Raw genomic sequence first — 17462 nt, forward strand, 5'->3', positions numbered from 1 at the left:
CGAGTGTCACACCCGCCCGCCCATCGGGGTGACTCGCCCCGAGTGCCCGATTCGTTATCGCTGGTCAGGTGCGGGAACTACGTACGCACCGGGTGTGGGAAACACCCTGTATCAGCGGCGGCCCCGGCTCCATCCTTGCGGCGTGGACCCCACGTCGCCGCGGCCGTCGCTGCTCGTCACCGCCGTGATCGCCGCGCTCGCGGCGCTCCTTTGCGTGGGCGCGTGCGCGGCGGTCGTGGCGTCGCCGCGGGTCGCGGGCCACCCGCACGGCGGGTCCGGACCGCGGAGCGTCAGCGACCTGACCGGCGCCGTCGACGGCCCGCCGGACGTCCGCTTCACCCTGACCGCCCGCGCCGCCCCGATCACCCTCCCGGACGGCTCGACGATCGACGGCCTGACCTTCGACGGCCGCGCGCCGGGTCCCGAGCTGCGGGTCCGGCAGGGTCTGCTCGTCGAGGTGGTGCTGCGCAACGAGTCCGTGCCCGAGGGCGTCACGCTGCACTGGCACGGCCTGGACGTCCCGAACGCGCAGGACGGCGTGGCGGGGGTCACCCAGGACGCCGTGCCGATCGGCGGCGAGCACGTCTACCGCTTCCGCCCGCAGCAGGTCGGGACGTTCTGGTACCACTCTCACCAGGACGCCGCCGCGACCGTGCCGCGTGGGCTCTTCGGCGCCCTCGTCGTGGAACCGGCCGAGCCCGCGGGGTCCGCCGCGGCCGACACGGTGCTGCTGGGCCACTCGTGGCCGCGCCGGGGGCAGGAGTCGATCCCGACCGTCGAGGGGTCCTTCGGCGCGGTCGCCCCGGGCACCCGGGTGCGGGCGAGATTGGTCAACACCGACTCGGACACCCAGACCTGGACGGTCACCGGGGCCCCGTTCCGGGTCGTCGCGATCGACGGCGTGGACGTCCACGGACCCACCGACCTGCGGGACGCCCGGCTGCGGCTGCCCGCGGGCGGGCGGTACGACGTGGAGCTGACCGCTCCACCGGGGCCGGTCGCGATCGGTGTCGGCGCGGCCTCGACCGTGCTGGGCGACGGTCCCGCGCCCGAGCCCCCGTCGGACGGTCCGGTCTTCGACCCGCTGCACTACGGCACGCCCGCGCCCACGCCGTTCGACGCCGCCGGGCCGTTCGCGAGCGACCAGACCCTGGTGCTCGACACCGTGGTCGGCCGCTCCCGCGGGATCCCGACCGTCCGCTGGACGATCAACGGGAGGCTGCACGACGACCTGCCGCCGATCCGGGTGACCGAGGGCGACCTGGTGCGGGTGACCCTCCGCAACGAGGGCGCCGACCCGCACCCCATGCACCTGCACGGCCACCACGCGCTCGTGCTGTCCCGCAACGGGGACACCGCCACGGGGAGCCCGTGGTGGACGGACACCCTGCTCGTCGAGCAGGGCCAGGAGTACGTCGTGGCGTTCCGGGCCGACAACCCCGGCATCTGGATGGACCACTGCCACAACCTCACCCACGCCGCGGCGGGGATGGTCCTGCACCTCGAGTACGCGGGGGTCTCGACGCCCTTCGTCGTCGGGGACGCGAACACACCGGAATAGTCCGACAGGAGACCGCCATGAACCGCACACGACTGCTGGGGACCGTCGCCGCGACCGCGGCGCTGGGGCTGGGGCTGGCCGCCTGCGGCGGCGCCGCGCCCGCCACACCGGCCGCCCCGGCGAGCGCCGCACCCGCGGCCGACCCCAACGCCGCCACCTGCGACAACCTGCTCAAGCTCGACGCGGTGCCCACGCCGGACGGGGATCCGAGCGCGCCGCCGGACCCGGAGGGGAACAAGACCTGGGGCAACGCGGTGCTGCCGCTGCTGACCGGGGCCGTGGCCACCGCGCCCGCGGAGGTGAGGACCCCGCTCAGCGCCCTGCAGCCCGTCGTGCAGGCCTCGGCGACCCAGGGCGCCCCGATCCCGTTCGACGACCCGGCGGTCACCGAGAACATCGCGAAGTACGAGTCCTGGGCGTACCAGAACTGCGGCTACCAGCAGGTCTCGGTGATGGGTGCGGACTACCGGTTCGAGGGGATGCCCGCCACGCTGAGGTCCGGGCCCACCGCGATCCAGATGATGAACCACTCGGCGGCGAACCAGGTGCACGTCATGCTGATCGCGAAGTCGCCGGACCCGAACCTGACCGTGGAGCAGGTCGTCGCGATGCCGATGGACCAGCTGATGACGCAGTTCCAGCCGCTGCCGGGCGCGGTGTTCGCGCCGCCCGGGCAGCAGGGCGGGCTCCTCGTGGACCTGGCGCCGGGGACCTACTTCTTCCTGTGCCCGGTCGGCGAGGAGTACGGGACCGCCCCGCACTTCCTGCAGGGAATGATCAACAAGGTGACCGTCACCTGAGGATGGTGGCGCTGCCGAGGACGACGTCCCCGGCCGGGTCCGCGCGGTAGAACGCGACGGCCTGGCCGGGGGCGACCCCGCGCAGGGGCTCGGCCAGGTCGACCCGCACCCCGTCCGTCGTCGGCGTGACCTCGGCGGGCGCGGTGCCGCCGTGGGCACGGACCTGCACGGTGCAGGCGAAGGGCCCGTCCGGCGCGCCCGCGCACCAGACCGGCGACCGCGCCGCGAAGGTCGAGACCTCCAGCGCGGTGCCGGGCCCGACGGTCACGGTGCCGCTGACCGGCTCGATCCCCAGTACGTAGCGGGGACGGCCGTCCGCGGCGGGGCGGTCGAGCCCGAGGCCCTTGCGCTGGCCGACCGTGAAGCCGTGCACCCCGTCGTGGGTGCCGAGGACCTCGCCGGACTCGTCGACCAGTGACCCGGGGCGGTCGCCGAGCCGCTCGCGCAGGAAGCCGCGGGTGTCGCCGTCGGGGATGAAGCAGATGTCGTGGCTGTCCGGCTTGGCCGCGGTGCGCAGCCCCAGCGCGGCGGCCTCCGCGCGGATCGCCGGCTTCTCGGTGTCCCCGACGGGGAACATCGCGTGCGCGAGCTGGTCCGGGCGCAGCACCGACAGGACGTACGACTGGTCCTTGCCCTCGTCGACCGAGCGGCGCAGCACGCCGCCGTCGAGCCGGGCGTAGTGGCCGGTGCACACGGCGTCGAACCCGAGGGCGAGAGCCCGGTCCAGCAGCGCGGCGAACTTGATCTTCTCGTTGCAGCGCAGGCACGGGTTCGGGGTCTCCCCCGCGGCGTAGCTCGCCACGAAGTCGGCGACGACGTCCTCGGCGAACTCCTCGGACAGGTCCCACACGTAGTACGGGATGCCCAGGACGTCCGCGACCCGCGCGGCGTCCGCGGAGTCCTCCCGCGAGCAGCACCCCCGCGAGCCGGACCGGAGCGCGTCCCGGGTGCGGGACAGCGCCAGGTGCACCCCCACGACGTCGTGTCCCGCGCGGACGGCCCGCGCGGCGGCGACCGAGGAGTCGACCCCGCCGGAGAGTGCGGCCAGGACCCTCATGCCTGCACGGCCGCCCGCCGCCGGGGCGCACCGGCCCGCCGCGCCCGCTCGACGACCGCGCCGATCGCCTCCACCGCCGCGTCGACGTCCGCCGCCGTGCTGGTGTGGCCCAGCGAGAACCGCAGCGAGCCGCGGGCCACCGCGTCGGTCGCGCCCATCGCCAGCAGCACGTGGCTGGGCTGGGAGACCCCGGAGGTGCAGGCCGACCCGGTCGAGCACTCGACGCCCTGCGCGTCGAGCAGCATGAGCAGCGAGTCGCCCTCGCAGCCGGGGAAGGACAGGTGGGCGTTGCCGGGGAGCCGGGAGGGCCCGCCGTCGATCACGCCGTCCCCCGGGTCGCCGTTCAGCGTGGCGTCGGGGACGATCGCGCGGATCCGGGCGACCAGGTCGTCCCGCAGGGTGGCGAGCGCCGCGACCCGCTGCGGGGCGTCCGCGACCGCCTTCGCCACCGCCGTCGACAGGCCGACGACCGACGGGGTGTCCAGGGTGCCGGACCGCACGTCCCGCTCCTGGCCGCCACCGTGCAGCAGCGGCACCGCCGCGACGTCTCGGCCGAGCAGCAGCGCGCCGGCCCCGTAGGGCCCGCCGAGCTTGTGCCCGGTCAGGGTCAGCGCGTCCACCCCGCAGGCCGCGAAGTCGATCGGCAGGATGCCGACGGCCTGCACCGCGTCGGTGTGGATCGGTACCCCGAACTCGTGGGCGACGGCCACCAGCTCGCGGATCGGGTTGACCGTGCCGACCTCGTTGTTCGCCCACATCACCGACACGAGCGCGGCGGTGTCGGGGGCCTCGGCGAGCGCGGCGCGCAGCGCCTCGGGGGTGACCCGGCCCGCGGCGTCCACCGGGAGCAGGACCAGCTCGGCGCCCTCGTGTTCCACCAGCCACTCGGCGGACTCGAGGACCGCGTGGTGCTCGATCGCCGACACCAGCACGCGGGTGCGGCGCGGGTCCGCGGCGCCGCGGGCCCAGAAGATCCCCTTCACCGCGAGGTTGTCGCTCTCGGTGCCGCCGGTGGTGAACAGCACCTCCGACGGCCGCGCCCCGACGGCCGCCGCGACGGCCTCGCGGGCCTCCTCGACCTCGCGCCGCGCGCGCCTGCCCGCCGAGTGCAGCGACGAGGCGTTGCCGGTGTGCGCCATCGCCTCGGTCATCGCGGCGATCGCGGCGGGGAGCATCGGCGTGGTCGCGGCGTGGTCCAGGTACGTCACAGCGCCGACCCCGCGCGTGCACGGGACCCCGGGACGGGCCGCCTCTCCTGGTCGTTCATCGCCCACAAGGGTAGACGCCGAGAACCGGCGGGGCTCCTCAGCCGGCGATCGCCCGTTCCGCGCGGGCGGCGAGGTCGCGGCGGTCGCCCGTCGGCGCCAGTGGGACGAGCACGGTCAGCGTGCAGTGCAGGCGCGGCAGCCGCAGCACCCGGAGCAGCGCCGTGGCGAGGGTCTCGTCGCCGAGGAACGAGCCCGCGGTGGTGGGGCGGCCGTCCGGCAGGGTCATCGTGATCCGGACGGGGCGGACGGGGACCCCGGCGTCGAGCGCCGCCTGGAACGGCGCCCGCCGGAACGGCCCGGACGCCGAGCCGCACCACGTCGTGCCCTCGGGGAAGACGCCGACGGTGTCCCCCGCCCGCAGCACGGCCGCGGTGGCGGCGACGACGCCGGGCAGGCTGCGCAGCCGCGCCCGCTCGACGAACAGGGCACCGGTCCGCGCGGCGAGCGGGCCGATCAGCGGCCAGTGCGCCACCTCGGCCTTGGCGACCATCCGGACCGGGGCCAGGACGCCCAGGGCCAGGACGTCGACCCAGGACAGGTGGTTCGCGACGACCAGCCCGCCGCGCCCGAGCGTCCCCTCGACGCGCACCCGCACCCCCGCCGCCCGCAGCAGCAGCCGGTAGAGCGTGGGCCGGGCGGGGACGAGGAGTAGCGGGGCCGCCACGAGCACGCCGAGCAGCGCGGCGAGCCGCCGCGCGACCCGCAGGTGCGCCGTCGGTCCGGCGGCGGGCAGGCACTCCGGCCCGCACGGCGACCACGGTGCCCAACCCGCCCGCTCGGCGAACGGCGGGACGCCGGGGTGTGTCGGGTGGAGCGTGCGCCCCGGCGCCGGCGCGGTCGCGAGCTCCCGCGGCGGCGCGCTCACCGCTCGCCCAGGAAGAAGTCCAGGTAACGCTGGTCGGCGTGGTCGAGGCCGAGCAGGACGAGGAAGTCCGCGCAGTCGAAGTCCGGGTCGTGGGCGGGCTCGCCGCACACCCACGCGCCGAGCCGCAGGTAGCCGCGCAGCAGCGGCGGCAGCGCCGTGGTCCGGTGCGGGGTGGCGCCGGTCCACGGGCGGTGCGGGGTGACCCGGTACTCCTCGGGGGCGAGGTGCGCGGCGACCACCTTCTCCCGGACCCCGGCCGCCAGCATCCCGCCGTCCGCGAGCGGGACGGAGGCGCAGCCGACGAGCCAGCGGTTGCCGGTCAGCAGCATGTAGCGGGCGATCCCAGCCCACACGAGCCCGACGACCGCGCCCGCCCGGTGTCCGGGGGCCACACAGGACCGCCCGGTCTCGACCAGCGAGGAGCGGATCGGGTCGAGCGCGGAGAGGTCGAACTCGCCGTCGGAGTACAGCGAGCCCGCCGCGGCGGCGCGCTGCGGCGGCAGCATCCGGTAGGTGCCGACGACCTCGCCGGTCGCGTCCTCGCGCACGACGAGGTGGTCGCAGAACGCGTCGAACCGGTCGACGTCGTGGCCCGGGGTCGGCGTGTGCAGCGTGGCCCCCAGCTCGTCGGCGAAGACCCGGTGGCGCAGCCGCTGGGCGGCCGCGACGTCGTCGGAGTCGGTGGTCAGCAGCAGCGAGTAGCGCGTCGCCGCGGCCTCGGGCGTCGTGACGAGCACCTGGGAAGTGGACACGGGTGCTTGGTATCGAGCGGGGCCGAACGGACCAGTGACCGGACGCGTCCCGGGCGTGAAACCCACGTGAACGCGAACGACCCCGGCCGCGGGCCGGGGTCGTTCGGGAGCTCAGGGGCCGCTCAGGCGGCTCGGGCTGCTCAGCCCTTGCGCTTGGCGACTTCCTCCTGCAGCTGGGGGGCGACCTTGAACAGGTCGCCCACCACGCCGAAGTCGGCGATCTCGAAGATCGGCGCCTCGGGGTCCTTGTTGACCGCGATGATCGTCTTCGAGGTCTGCATGCCCGCGCGGTGCTGGATCGCACCGGAGATGCCCAGGGCGATGTACAGCTGCGGGGACACCGTCTTGCCGGTCTGCCCCACCTGGAACTGGTGCGGGTAGAAGCCGGAGTCCACCGCGGCACGCGAGGCACCCACGGCCGCACCGAGGGAGTCCGCCAGGCCCTCGACCACGGAGAACTGCTCCGCCGACCCGACACCACGCCCACCGGACACGATCACCGAGGCCTCGGTCAGCTCCGGGCGGTCACCACCGGTGACCGGCTCGCGCGACTGCACCTGCGCCGACCGACCCGCACCCGAAGGCACCTCGACGGTCTCCTCCACGGCGGCGCCCTCGGCGTTCTCCACCTCGACCGAACCCGGCCGCAGCGTGATCACCGGGTGCGCGGTGTTCCACTTGGCCTCGGCGACGAACGCGCCGCCGAACACCGAGTGGGTCGCCGACTCCGCACCCACGGCCACCACGTCGCCCAGCAGCGCCGAGTCGGTCTTGACCGCCAGCCGGCCCGCGATCTCCTTGCCGTCGGCGGAGACGCCGATCAGCACCGCCGCCGGGTCCTTCGACCCCACCAGCGCGGCCAGCACCTCGACCTGCGGGGTCAGGAAGTCCGCCGAGTCGGTCTCGGCGACGTAGACCTTCGCCGCGCCGTAGGCCTTGAGGCCCTCGGACAGCTTGCCCGCGGTGCCCGCGGGGCCCACCACGACCGCCGACGGCTCACCCAGCGCGCGGGCGGCGGTCAGCAGCTCGAACGTGCTCTTCTTGATCTCCCCGTCGAGATGGTCGACGAGGACCAGGACCTCAGCCATGATCTTCTCCTGCTTCTCTTCGGGGGACTCAGATGAGCTTCTGGCCGACCAGGAACGCGGCGATCTTGCTGCCGCCGTCGCCCTCGTCCTCGACCTTCTCGCCACCGGACTTCGGGGGCTTCGGGTTCGACTCCGTGACCGTGGACCAGGCCGCGCTCAGGCCGACGTCCGACGGCTCGATCCCGGCGTCCGCCAGGGTCAGCGTGGTGACCGGCTTCTTCTTCGCCGCCATGATCCCCTTGAACGACGGGTAACGCGGCTCGTTGATCTTCTCGTTCACCGACACCACCGCGGGCAGCTCGGCGGTCAGCACGGTCACGCCGTCGTCCGTCTCGCGGCGCACGGTGACCGTGCCCCCGTCCACGGTCAGCTCGCGCGCGTGGGTCAGCGACGGCAGCCCCAACAGCTCGGCGACCATGGCCGGGACCGCACCGGTGCGCCCGTCGGACGCCTCGTTGCCCGCCAGGACCAGGTCGGTGCCCTCCAGCGTGCCCAGCACCTTGACCAGCGCCTTCGCGGTGCCGATCGCGTCCGTGCCGTGGATCGCCTCGTCCGAGAGGTGCACGGCCTTGTCCGCACCCATCGACAGCGCCTTGCGGATCGCGTCCGTGGCCCGGTCCGGGCCCATCGCGACAACGGTCACCTCGGACCCGTCGTTCGCCTCCTTGAGCTGCAGCGCGGACTCCACGGCACGCTCGTCGATCTCGTCCAGCACCGCGTCCGTGGCATCCCGGTCCAGGGTGTGGTCGCCCGAGGACAGTTTCCGCTCGGAGTAGGTGTCCGGCACCTGCTTGACCAGCACGACGATGTTCATCGGACCTCTTCGACCTCCTGCCGGGGGCGCACCGCCTCGGCGATGCGCCGCCTGTGCTCCACGTTCGGCCCACGGCCTGCGAGAGCCCCGGTGGCGCGGGGTCGTCGGGGCCGTCCGTGGCCGTCTGACTCGATGCCCCGATTCTTACTGTGCGGAATGCGAACAGCAAACGCACCTCGGGGTGAGCCTGCTCACCAGCCCCTCCACCAGCGATGATGACGCAGCGCGAGGTGTTCCACCCGGGAGCGCACACCGCGTGCGGGCCCGGCGCACTAGGGTCCGCGTGCGGCGACGGCGAGAGGGGTGCGGGCAGCGTGCTGGTGACGGGCTACGACGACCGGACGGGCCAGGGCTACGTCGTGCGGACCGGCACCGACCTCGTCCACGACGGGGAGCCCGGCACGCGGGAGGTCACCCACGCGGGCGTCACCGTGCTGCTGACCGACGGGCTCGCCCTGCTGCTCGACGACGCGCTCGCCCACCGCCCCGTGACCCGGCTCGGCTGGGCGGGCCCCGAGGTGCCGCTGACCCTGGACGACCACACCCTGCTGGCCTGGCTGAACGAGGCCGTCGGCGGCGTCGTCACCGTGGCCGGGGACCCCGGGCCGGACCCGCGCACCGCATGACGGACACACTCCCCCTGACGGGCGAGCGGACCGTCCCCGGCATCCCGGAGGAGAACTACTGGTTCCGCCGCCACGAGGCGGTCTACGCCGCGCTCGCGCCGCGGTACACCGGGCGGACGGTGCTCGAGGCCGGGTGCGGGGAGGGGTACGGGGCGGACCTGCTGACCGCCGCGGGCGCCACCGTGCTCGGCCTGGACTACGACGAGACGACCGCCGCGCACGTCGCGCGCCGCTACCCCCGCGTGGGGGTCGCCCGGGCGAACCTGGTCGCGCTGCCGGTGCGGACGGCGGGTGTGGACGCGGTGGTGTCCCTGCAGGTCGTCGAGCACCTCTGGGACCAGGAGGGTTTCCTGCGCGAGTGCCGCAGGGTGCTGCGCCCCGGCGGGGAGCTGGCCGTGTCCACCCCGAACCGGCTCACCTTCTCCCCCGGCCGCGACACCCCGCTCAACCCGTTCCACACCCGCGAGCTCGCCCCGACCGAGCTCGCGGAGCTGGTGCGCGACAGCGGGTTCACCGACGTCGAGGTGCGGGGCCTGCACCACGGCCCCCAGCTGCGCGCCCTCGACGCCCGCCACGGCGGTTCCCTCGTGGACGCCCAGGTCGCGGTGGCGCTCGCCGGCGGCACCTGGCCCGCCGACCTGCGGGCGGACGTCGCGGCCGTCGGCACGGACGACTTCGCCCTCACCCCCAACGCGCTCGCCTCGAGCCTCGACCTGCTCGTCCTGGCCCGCGCATGAGGGGCACGTTCTGCCTCGTCCTGCACAGCCACCTGCCCTGGGTCGCGCACCACGGCCGCTGGCCCGTCGGCGAGGAGTGGCTCTACCAGGCGTGGGCCCAGTCCTACCTGCCCCTGGCCGCGACGCTGCGGGAGCTGGCCGCGGAGGGCCGCGACGAGCTGCTCACCCTCGGCGTCACCCCGGTCCTCGCCGACCAGCTGGACGACCCGCACTGCCTCTCCGGCGCGCACGCCTGGCTGGCCGGCTGGCGGCTGCGCGCCCAGGAGGCCGCGCCGCGGCTGCCGGACCTGGCGCGCGACGAGCACCGGCGGGCGACCATGGCGCTCGCCGAGTTCGAGACCCACTGGCGCCACGGCGCCTCCCCGGTCCTGCGCGCCCTGCCCGTCGAGCTGCTGGGCGGGCCGGCCACGCACGCCTTCGGCCCGCTGCTCGACCCCCGCGTGCGGCGGTTCGGGCTGGCCGTGGGGCTGGCCGACGCCCGGCTCCGCCGCGGCGCCCGCCCGGCCGGGATCTGGGCCCCCGAGTGCGGCTACCGACCCGGGATGGCGGGCGAGTACGCGGCCGCGGGCGTGACCCACCTCCTGGTCGACGGCCCGGCCCTGCGCGGGGAGACGGCGTTCGCGCGGCCGGTCGAGGAGGCGGGCCACCCGGTCGGCCCCGTCGTCGTGGGCCGGGACCTCGACGTCACCTACCGGGTCTGGTCACCCCGCAAGGGCTACCCCGGCCACCGCGACTACCGGGACTTCCACACCTACGACCACGACTCCGGGCTCAAGCCCGCCCGGGTCACCGGGGCGGACGTCCCGCCGCACGAGAAGGCGCCCTACGACCCCGACCGGGCCGCCGCCCGGGTCGCGCTCGACGCGGCGGACTTCGTGGCGCGCGTCGGGCAGCGGCTGGACGAGCTGCACGCACGCCACGGCCGCCCCGCGCTGAGCGTCGCCGCCTTCGACACCGAGCTGTTCGGGCACTGGTGGCACGAGGGCCCCGACTGGCTCGCCGCGGTGCTGCGGGCGCTGCCGGAGGCGGGCGTCCGGGTCACCACGCTGCGCGGCGCGCTCGCCGACCCCGACCTGGTGGGCGAGCCCGTGGCGCTGCCGGAGTCCTCGTGGGGGGCGGGCAAGGACTGGCACGTCTGGGAGGTCCCGGACCTCGTGGCGCTGCACGACGAGGTGCAGGAGCGCCTGCTCACCACCGTCGACAAGCGCCGCTCCCCCGTCCGCGACCCGCTGCTCGACGCGCTCGCCGCCCAGGCCCTCCTCGCGCTGTCCAGCGACTGGGCGTTCATGGTCACCACGGGGTCCACCGTGGACTACGCGCGGCACCGGGCCCGGCTGCACGCCGACCGCGTCCGCACCCTCGCGGACCTGCTCGACGACGACCGGCGCGGCGCGGCGGAGTCGCTCGTCGCGACGTGGGAGCAGGCCCCCTTCGGCCACCTCGACGCCCGCGGGCTCTGAGGGCCTAGGAGGCGTCCGCGCGCACCTGCGGCTGCTCCGGGGGATCGACCGCCTCGTCTCGCAGCGACTCGAACCCGGGGTCCAGGTAGGTCGAGTACGAGGTGTCGAAGGTGTAGCCGCCCTGCTCGTAGCCGCCGGTCAGCCCCACGATCGCGCCGTCCGGACGCAGCCACGGCCCGCCGCTCGTCCCGTCCTCCAGCCCGGGAGCGGGCAGCTCCAGCTGGGTCGGCGAGTACTGCTCGGTGACGCCGGAGCGCACGGTGGGCGCGTCGTCCTCCATCGGGTACCCGACGGCGTCCACCGGGTCGCCCGCGCCGGGGTCGAAGGTCACCGGGAAGCCGCCGGTGACGTTCTGCACCGGGCCGTCGACGGTGAGGAACGCGACGTCGTAGTCCGGGTCGGCGTCCGCGATGAAGTGCGGGTCGACGGCCGCGCTGCGCACCGTCCACACCCCGTACGGTTCCTGCCCGTCGTGGTAGCCGGGGACGAAGGCCATCCCGGTCGCGGCGGGTGTCCCGTCCCCGGACGCGACGCAGTGCGCCGCCGTGAGCAGCAGGTCACCGGCGGGGCTGTCCACGACCGACGCGCTGCAGTAGTGGTCTCCGAGATCCTCGGCGGAGCCGTCGAAGAGGGCTCCGACGGCGGTCTGCGCGGTCGCGGTCGGACGCGGCTGGGGCAGCGGGGCCCCCGCCTCGGTGGCGGCGCACCCGGCCAGCAGGACCGCCAGCCCCACGGCGGCCGTCAGCCGCCGAGCCCCCCGCAGAGTCCCCCGCACAGCCACCCTCCGCCCGCGCCGAACGGCGATCCCGCACGATCGTCTCTCCGTGAAACGAGGGTACCGCCGAACGGTCACCCCGACTTTGCCAGGATGCCCCGGATGCGCGTGCTGCTGGTCTCATGGGAGTACCCGCCCGTCGTGGTCGGCGGGCTGGGTCGGCACGTGCACGCGCTGGCCCGCGCGCTCGCGGCCGCCGGGCACGAGGTCGTCGTGCTCTGTCGGCAGCCGACCGGCTCCGACGCGACCACCCACCCCACCGTCGACGAGACGGTCGACGGCGTGCGCGTCCTGCGCGCCGCGGAGGACCCGATCCACCTCGAGTTCGCCCGGGACCTCGTCGCCTGGACCCTCGCGATGGGCCACACCCTCGTCCGCACCGCGCTGACCCGACTCGGCGGCTGGCGCCCGGACGTCGTGCACGCCCACGACTGGCTCGTCGCGCACCCCGCGACCACCCTCGCGGACGTCCTCGGCGCGCCGCTGGTCGCCACGATCCACGCCACCGAGGCGGGCAGGCACTCCGGCTGGCTGCCCGGGCCGCTCAACCGGGCCGTCCACAGTGTCGAGTGGACGCTCGTGCACCGCGCGGACGCGGTGATCACCTGCTCGCGGGCGATGCGCGGCGAGGTCGCGCAGCTGTTCGACGCCGACCCGCCCGGGGGCGTGCACGTGGTGCACAACGGGATCGACACCCGCGGCTGGCGGGTCCGCCGGGACCGGGCCGCGGCCGCCCGGGCCCGGTACGCCCCCGGTGCCGGGCCGCTGCTCGCGTTCGTGGGGCGGCTGGAGTACGAGAAGGGCGTCCAGGACCTGCTGGCGGCGATGCCGCGGATCCGCCGCGCGCACCCGGGCACCCGGCTGCTGGTCGCGGGAACCGGGACGCAGCAGGGATTCCTCGCCGAGGAGGTGCGGCGGCTGCGGCTGCGGCGCGCCGTGACCTTCACCGGGCACCTCCCCGACCGCGACCTGTCCGCGCTGCTGGTCGCCGCGGACGCCGTCGTGCTGCCCAGCCGCTACGAGCCGTTCGGGATCGTCGCCCTCGAGGCCGCGGCGGCCGGGGCGACGCTCGTGGCCTCGTCCGCGGGCGGGCTCGGCGAGCTCGTGGTGGAGGGCGAGACCGGCTGGTCCTTCCCGCCCGGGGACGTCCCCGCCCTGGCCGCGGCCGTCGACCGCGCCCTGAGCGCCCCCGTGGCGTCGGCCGCGCACGCGAGACGGGCCCGCGCGCGCCTGCGCACCGACTTCACCTGGGCCGGCATCGCGGCCGAGACGGCCCGGGTCTACGCGGCCGCGCCCCGCCGCGGTCCGGCCGACCTCCCCCGTCCCAAGATCGCCACCGGCGACCTCCTCGCCGAGCTGAGCCTCAGGGCGATTCCGGGGGCGCCGGAATCGCCCTGAGGGTCATCTCGACAGGCGTTCCTGCACCGCGGCGTGCTGCTTGCGGGCCATGTCGGCGACCGCGGCGCGCTCGGCGGCGGCGGCCTCGTAGTCCGCCATGCGGTCCCGCACCACGCGGGCGGGCGCCCCGACGGCGATCGCGTGGTCCGGGACGTCCCCGCGGACCACGGCGTGGGCGCCGAGCACACAGCCGCGGCCGACCCGCGAGCCGCGCAGCACCGACACCTTCACCCCGACCCAGGTGTCCGGGCCGATCCGCACGGGCGCCTTCACGATCCCCTGGTCCTTGATCGGCAGGTGCACGTCCGCGGTGCGGTGGTCGAAGTCGGTGACATACACCCAGTCCGCGAGCAGCGTCGCCGCACCCACCTCGACGTCGAGATAGCAGTTCAGGGTGTTGTGCCTGCCCATGACGACCTTGTCCCCGATGCGCATCGAGCCCTCGTGGCAGCGCAGCGAGTTGCCGTCGCCGATGTGCACCCACCGGCCGATCTCGAGGCGTCCGTAGCCGGGGCGGGCCTCGATCTCGACGCCGCGCCCGAGGAACACCATGCCCTTGAGCACGACGTGCGGGTGGCGCAGCCGCAGCATCGCGAGCCGCCAGTACCGCAGCAGGTACCAGGGCGTCCACGCCCGGTGCCGGATCACCCAGCGCAGCGAGTCCAGCGTGAGGAACCGGGCCTGCTCCGGGTCGCGGCGGGTCATCGGTCGACCGTAATCGCGCCACCCCGTGAGTGGCGATGGTCGCTATGGCGACCATCGCCACTCACGGGGGAGGGTGGTCGCGGGCGGTGAGCGGGCGTAGGGCCGAAACGGTGATTCGCGGGCGGGCCACTCGCGGAGGCCACCGGGTCTGGGCATGATCCACTCTTCGGTGGGGGTGGACGTGTGGTCGTGATCGTCGTCGGGGAGGGGGACCTCCCCGAGCTGCCCCCGGACCTGGCGCCCGCGCGGGCCACCGCGCCCGCCGAGGCCGTGTCGACCGCGCGGACCGGGCCCGCGGACGTCGTGGTCGTGGACCTCGACGCCGGGGTGGCGGCGACCGTCGCCGTCGGGGCCCTGGCCGCGGAGCTGCCGCAGGTGCCCGTCGTGGCCGTGGCGTCCGATGCGGACCAGGTGCTCGACGTCGTGCGGGCCGGCGCGACCGGTTTCGTCCTGCGGACCGATCCCGCCCTCCCGCGGATCGTGCGCACCGCGGCGGCGGGGGGCACGGCGTTCGGCGACGGGCTCGCCGCCCTCGTGCTCGACGCCGCCGCCCACACCCCCGCGGGCCCCGTCCCGCACCTGACGGGGCGGGAGTCGGAGGTGCTGCGTCTCGTCGTCGAGGGCCTCACGGCCCGCCAGATCGCGACCCGGCTCGTGCTCTCGCCGCGCACGGTGGAGAACCACGTCCAACGGGTGCTGCGGAAGGTCGACGTCCCCGGCCGCGCGGCCCTGGTCCGGTACGCGATCGAGAACGGGCTGGCCTAGCGCCGTCGCTACTCCGCCAGACCCTGCTCGATGGCGTAGCGGACGAGCTGGGAGCGATTGTGCAGCTGGAGCTTGCGCAGCGTGTTCTGCACATGGCTCTCGACGGTCCGGTGCGACACCACGAGCCGCTCCCCGATCTGGCGGGCCGTGAGCCCCTTCGCGACCAGCCGCAGCACCTCGGTCTCGCGGTCGGTCAGCGCCGGGACCGCGGGCTCGCCCGCCGGCGTCTGGGCCAGGCGCCGATACTCCCCGAGCACCAGGCCCGCCAGCCCGGGGGTGAACACCGGGACGCCCTCGGCGGTCCGCTGCACCGCGTCCACCAGCTCCTCGACGCTCGCGGACTTGACCAGGTAGCCGGTGGCGCCCGCCTTGAGGGCCTCGAGGACGTCCGCGTGCTCGCCGCTCGCGGAGAGCACCAGGATCCGGGTCTCGGGCAGCTTCGCGACGATCCCGGTGATCGCCTCCACCCCGGAGGTCTCGCCGAGGTTCAGGTCCATCAGCACGACCTGCGGGCGGACGGCGGGCGCGATCCGCACCGCGGCGCCCGCGTCGGCCGCGGTGGCCACCACGTCCAGGCCGCGTTCGCCCAGGTCGCGGGCGACGCCCTCGCGCCAGATGGGGTGGTCGTCGACGACCATCACCGTCACGGTCATGTCACGCCCCCCGGCACTCGGATGATCCACTCTGTCCCGCGGCCCGGCCCGGTGTCCAGCTCCACGGTCCCGCCCACGTCCGCGACCCGGCCGAGGATCGACCGGGAGACCCCGATCCGGCCCTGCGCCTCGGCCTCGGCGAGGCGGCCCGCCGGGATGCCGGGCCCGTCGTCCCGCACGCTGATCTCGACGCCCGCGGCGTCGTCGAGCGGTTCGACGAGCACCCACGCGGGGGCGTCCGGGCCGACGTGGCGCTCGACGTTGACCAGGGCGGCCCGCACCACGGCGTCGAGCTCGGCGACGGTGCCCGCGGGCAGCTCGACGCTGTGCGCGGGCGCCGACACGGTGACCCGCGGTGACGCCAGGGCGCGCAGGGTCGCGGCGAGGTCCCGGTGCCCGGACGCGTCGACCTGGGCGTCCCCGCTGGTCAGCAACGTGCGCAGGGCGACCTCCTGCTCCCCCGCGAGCACCCCGAGCTCGGCGGCGCCACCGCCGAGCTCCGCGCCGCGGCGCTTGACGTGGGCGAGGACCTGCAGGACGCCGTCGTGCACCGCCCGGGCCAACCGCTCCCGCTCGGCGGTCGCGGCCTCCTCCGCGGCCGCGCGCCGCAGCCGGGTCGCCGCGCGGTCGAGCACCAGGGACGCGAACCCGACGGTCAGCCCCGCCAGCACGAGGATCTGGATGTCGCTGAGCTCGGTCAGCGTGACCCGCGACTTGCCGAGCACGAGCGCCGCCGAGATCAGCGCGGCGGACGCCAGCCCGCCCGGGACCCGGAACGCGATCGCGCAGCTCAGCACCGCGCCCGACGTCCAGATGGAGCCCATGCCCGGGGCGGACGCGTCGAGCTGGGCGTCGGTGACGATCAGCGGTGTGGTGAGCATGATCGCGGCCGAGACCAGCGGATCGGCGAGGGCGAACGGCCTGCGCACCTCGCCGTGGGTGAGGAAGACCCGGGCGAGCACCGCGGTCCAGCCCACCATCACGGCCAGCACCAGCCCCGCGCCGATCGGCGAGGCGTACTCGCGGAAGTGGAAGGCGGACACGCCGATCACCGTGAGCAGGGTGAGCACGCGGTACACCACGGCGCCGCGCCACAGCGGCTCGAGCGGATGGTCCACGTCGGTCAGTGTGCCCGCTGCCCCGCCCCGCCGTCCCGCTCGCCGGGCCTCGAACCGGGCTTCAGCGCGGCTTCACCCCGGTGATCAGGGCGTTGTAGAAGAACCGCCGCGGGACGACCCGGCCGAGGACGGCGTCGAGCGCGGAGAGGCGCTGCCAGGAGTGGTAGGCGAACATCGCCCAGTTCCAGCCGAGCCTGCCGGGCGGGACGGCGGCCTCGAACGTCCGCACCGGCCATCCCAGCATGGCCGCGGTGAGCTCCTCGGTGCTCGCCCGCACCTCCCGGGCGCCCGCCCGCGTCGCCATCGCCTCCAGGTCGGCGGGGTCGAACGTGTGGATGTCCACGACCGACTCCAGCGCGGCGGCCCGGCTGGACTCGTCCAGCTCGGCCTGCGGCCTGCGCCATCCCTGCAGCGGCGGCAGCTTCGTGATCGTGGTCGCCGCCTTCCAGGTGAGCTGGGAGAGCGTGCGGGCGTAGCGGTCGCCGATGGTCGTCGGCTCGCCCGCGAACACGAACCGCCCGCCCGGCCGCAGCACCCGCAGCACCTCCCGGAACGCCTGCTCGACGTCCGGGATGTGGTGCAGCACCGCATGTCCGACGACGAGATCGAAGGACTCGTCCGGGTAGGCGATGGTCTCGGCGTCGGACACCTTGCCGTCGACCGGCAGGCCGAGGTGCTCGGCGTTGCGCAGCGCGGCCGCGACCATGCCCGGGGAGAGGTCGGTGACCGAACCCCGCGTCGCCACCCCGGCCTGCATGAGGTTGAGCAGGAAGAACCCGGTGCCGCAGCCGAGCTCCACCGCGTGCTCGTAGGGCCGCCCGTCCCACGGCGCCGCGATCCGGAACCGGCCCGCGGCGTAGTCGATGCAGCGCTCGTCGTAGCTGATCGACCACTTCTCGTCGTAGGTCCCGGCCTCCCAGTCGTGGTAGAGCACGTTGGCCAGCTTGGGGTCCTTCCACGCGGCCTCGACCTGCTCGGCGGTGGCGTGCGGGGTGGGCACCTGGTCCGTACTCATGAGTA

At 75.2% G+C, this 17462-nt stretch carries 18 protein-coding genes; 7 read left to right on the plus strand and 11 right to left on the minus strand.

Features of this window, described 5'->3' with window-relative positions:
* Window positions 1–142 precede the first annotated feature (142 nt).
* Complete coding sequence (locus BLS43_RS10920) at window positions 143–1561, plus strand: multicopper oxidase family protein (protein WP_093081741.1); 1419 nt, start codon at window positions 143–145, stop codon at window positions 1559–1561.
* Between the two features lie 17 nt (window positions 1562–1578).
* Complete coding sequence (locus BLS43_RS10925) at window positions 1579–2361, plus strand: hypothetical protein (RefSeq protein ID WP_093081746.1); 783 nt, start codon at window positions 1579–1581, stop codon at window positions 2359–2361.
* Here BLS43_RS10925 and mnmA read toward each other — a convergent pair.
* The 6 genes from mnmA to BLS43_RS10955 all read right to left on the minus strand — a co-directional run bounded on the left by mnmA (window position 2354) and on the right by BLS43_RS10955 (window position 8205).
* Window positions 2354–3418, minus strand: coding sequence for a tRNA 2-thiouridine(34) synthase MnmA (gene mnmA, locus BLS43_RS10930; protein WP_093081751.1), 1065 nt, complete (start codon window positions 3416–3418; stop codon window positions 2354–2356). The genes BLS43_RS10925 and mnmA overlap by 8 nt on opposite strands.
* Window positions 3415–4626 carry a cysteine desulfurase family protein gene (locus tag BLS43_RS10935; RefSeq protein ID WP_093081756.1) on the minus strand — a complete coding sequence of 404 codons (1212 nt, stop codon included), beginning with the start codon at window positions 4624–4626 and terminating at the stop codon, window positions 3415–3417. Before BLS43_RS10935 ends, mnmA begins: the two co-directional genes overlap by 4 nt.
* Window positions 4627–4723: 97 nt before the next feature.
* Window positions 4724–5551 carry a lysophospholipid acyltransferase family protein gene (locus BLS43_RS10940; RefSeq protein WP_143030007.1) on the minus strand — a complete coding sequence of 276 codons (828 nt, stop codon included), beginning with the start codon at window positions 5549–5551 and terminating at the stop codon, window positions 4724–4726.
* Entirely contained in the window at window positions 5548–6303 is a 756-nt protein-coding gene (locus BLS43_RS10945) for a GNAT family N-acetyltransferase (protein ID WP_093081766.1), read from the minus strand. The genes BLS43_RS10940 and BLS43_RS10945 overlap by 4 nt, the downstream gene beginning before the upstream one ends.
* A gap of 140 nt (window positions 6304–6443) precedes the next feature.
* Window positions 6444–7391, minus strand: a complete 948-nt coding sequence (locus tag BLS43_RS10950) for an electron transfer flavoprotein subunit alpha/FixB family protein (RefSeq protein ID WP_093081770.1) — start codon at window positions 7389–7391, stop codon at window positions 6444–6446.
* Between the two features lie 28 nt (window positions 7392–7419).
* Window positions 7420–8205 carry an electron transfer flavoprotein subunit beta/FixA family protein gene (locus tag BLS43_RS10955; protein ID WP_093081775.1) on the minus strand — a complete coding sequence of 262 codons (786 nt, stop codon included), beginning with the start codon at window positions 8203–8205 and terminating at the stop codon, window positions 7420–7422.
* 314 nt (window positions 8206–8519) lie between these two features.
* Here BLS43_RS10955 and BLS43_RS10960 point away from each other — a divergent pair, with 314 nt between their 5' ends.
* Genes BLS43_RS10960 through BLS43_RS10970 form a run of 3 tightly spaced genes read left to right on the plus strand, consistent with a single transcriptional unit; the run spans window position 8520 to window position 11028 of the window.
* Window positions 8520–8831, plus strand: coding sequence for a hypothetical protein (locus tag BLS43_RS10960; protein WP_093081780.1), 312 nt, complete (start codon window positions 8520–8522; stop codon window positions 8829–8831).
* Window positions 8828–9568: a class I SAM-dependent methyltransferase gene (locus BLS43_RS10965; RefSeq protein WP_093081785.1), complete on the plus strand. Its 741-nt coding sequence runs from the start codon at window positions 8828–8830 to the stop codon at window positions 9566–9568. The genes BLS43_RS10960 and BLS43_RS10965 overlap by 4 nt, the downstream gene beginning before the upstream one ends.
* Window positions 9565–11028, plus strand: coding sequence for a 1,4-alpha-glucan branching protein domain-containing protein (locus BLS43_RS10970; RefSeq protein WP_093081790.1), 1464 nt, complete (start codon window positions 9565–9567; stop codon window positions 11026–11028). The genes BLS43_RS10965 and BLS43_RS10970 overlap by 4 nt, the downstream gene beginning before the upstream one ends.
* Window positions 11029–11032: 4 nt before the next feature.
* Here BLS43_RS10970 and BLS43_RS10975 read toward each other — a convergent pair whose 3' ends face one another.
* On the minus strand, window positions 11033–11803 hold the full coding sequence (locus tag BLS43_RS10975; RefSeq protein ID WP_245707423.1) for a S1 family peptidase: 771 nt from the start codon (window positions 11801–11803) through the stop codon (window positions 11033–11035).
* Window positions 11804–11905: 102 nt separating this feature from the next.
* Here BLS43_RS10975 and BLS43_RS10980 point away from each other — a divergent pair, with 102 nt between their 5' ends.
* The gene (locus tag BLS43_RS10980; protein WP_093081799.1) at window positions 11906–13201 is read left to right on the plus strand and encodes a glycosyltransferase family 4 protein; all 1296 of its coding nucleotides are present in this window, start codon (window positions 11906–11908) and stop codon (window positions 13199–13201) included.
* Window positions 13202–13204: 3 nt separating this feature from the next.
* On the opposite strand, the gene BLS43_RS10985 is transcribed toward BLS43_RS10980, so the two are convergent.
* Complete coding sequence (locus BLS43_RS10985; RefSeq protein WP_093081803.1) at window positions 13205–13906, minus strand: acyltransferase; 702 nt, start codon at window positions 13904–13906, stop codon at window positions 13205–13207.
* A gap of 189 nt (window positions 13907–14095) precedes the next feature.
* Here BLS43_RS10985 and BLS43_RS10990 point away from each other — a divergent pair, with 189 nt between their 5' ends.
* Entirely contained in the window at window positions 14096–14671 is a 576-nt protein-coding gene (locus BLS43_RS10990; protein WP_143030008.1) for a response regulator transcription factor, read from the plus strand.
* A gap of 8 nt (window positions 14672–14679) precedes the next feature.
* Here the strand turns inward: BLS43_RS10990 and BLS43_RS10995 are convergent, their stop codons facing one another.
* From BLS43_RS10995 to BLS43_RS11005, 3 genes are all read right to left on the minus strand, one after another.
* Window positions 14680–15324: a response regulator gene (locus BLS43_RS10995; protein WP_093081812.1), complete on the minus strand. Its 645-nt coding sequence runs from the start codon at window positions 15322–15324 to the stop codon at window positions 14680–14682.
* Window positions 15321–16442 carry a MacS family sensor histidine kinase gene (macS, locus tag BLS43_RS11000; RefSeq protein ID WP_093081816.1) on the minus strand — a complete coding sequence of 374 codons (1122 nt, stop codon included), beginning with the start codon at window positions 16440–16442 and terminating at the stop codon, window positions 15321–15323. Before macS ends, BLS43_RS10995 begins: the two co-directional genes overlap by 4 nt.
* 61 nt (window positions 16443–16503) lie before the next feature.
* Window positions 16504–17457 (minus strand): class I SAM-dependent methyltransferase, encoded by a 954-nt coding sequence (locus BLS43_RS11005; RefSeq protein WP_093081820.1) that lies wholly within the window; start codon window positions 17455–17457, stop codon window positions 16504–16506.
* Window positions 17458–17462: the final 5 nt, after the last annotated feature.

It is taken from the genome of Pseudonocardia oroxyli (assembly GCF_900102195.1).
In the GTDB taxonomy this organism is placed as follows: domain Bacteria; phylum Actinomycetota; class Actinomycetes; order Mycobacteriales; family Pseudonocardiaceae; genus Pseudonocardia; species Pseudonocardia oroxyli.

What these genes read in the sequence shown, in the direction of transcription:
- BLS43_RS10980 (WP_093081799.1), top strand. Translation starts at nt 11,906, where the DNA reads ATGCGCGTGCTGCTGGTCTCATGGGAGTACCCGCCCGTCGTGGTCGGC.
- BLS43_RS10950 (WP_093081770.1), bottom strand. Translation starts at nt 7,391, where the DNA reads ATGGCTGAGGTCCTGGTCCTCGTCGACCATCTCGACGGGGAGATCAAG.
- mnmA (WP_093081751.1), bottom strand. Translation starts at nt 3,418, where the DNA reads ATGAGGGTCCTGGCCGCACTCTCCGGCGGGGTCGACTCCTCGGTCGCC.
- BLS43_RS10985 (WP_093081803.1), bottom strand. Translation starts at nt 13,906, where the DNA reads ATGACCCGCCGCGACCCGGAGCAGGCCCGGTTCCTCACGCTGGACTCG.
- BLS43_RS10995 (WP_093081812.1), bottom strand. Translation starts at nt 15,324, where the DNA reads ATGACCGTGACGGTGATGGTCGTCGACGACCACCCCATCTGGCGCGAG.
- BLS43_RS11005 (WP_093081820.1), bottom strand. Translation starts at nt 17,457, where the DNA reads ATGAGTACGGACCAGGTGCCCACCCCGCACGCCACCGCCGAGCAGGTC.
- BLS43_RS10925 (WP_093081746.1), top strand. Translation starts at nt 1,579, where the DNA reads ATGAACCGCACACGACTGCTGGGGACCGTCGCCGCGACCGCGGCGCTG.
- BLS43_RS10970 (WP_093081790.1), top strand. Translation starts at nt 9,565, where the DNA reads ATGAGGGGCACGTTCTGCCTCGTCCTGCACAGCCACCTGCCCTGGGTC.
- BLS43_RS10965 (WP_093081785.1), top strand. Translation starts at nt 8,828, where the DNA reads ATGACGGACACACTCCCCCTGACGGGCGAGCGGACCGTCCCCGGCATC.
- BLS43_RS10955 (WP_093081775.1), bottom strand. Translation starts at nt 8,205, where the DNA reads ATGAACATCGTCGTGCTGGTCAAGCAGGTGCCGGACACCTACTCCGAG.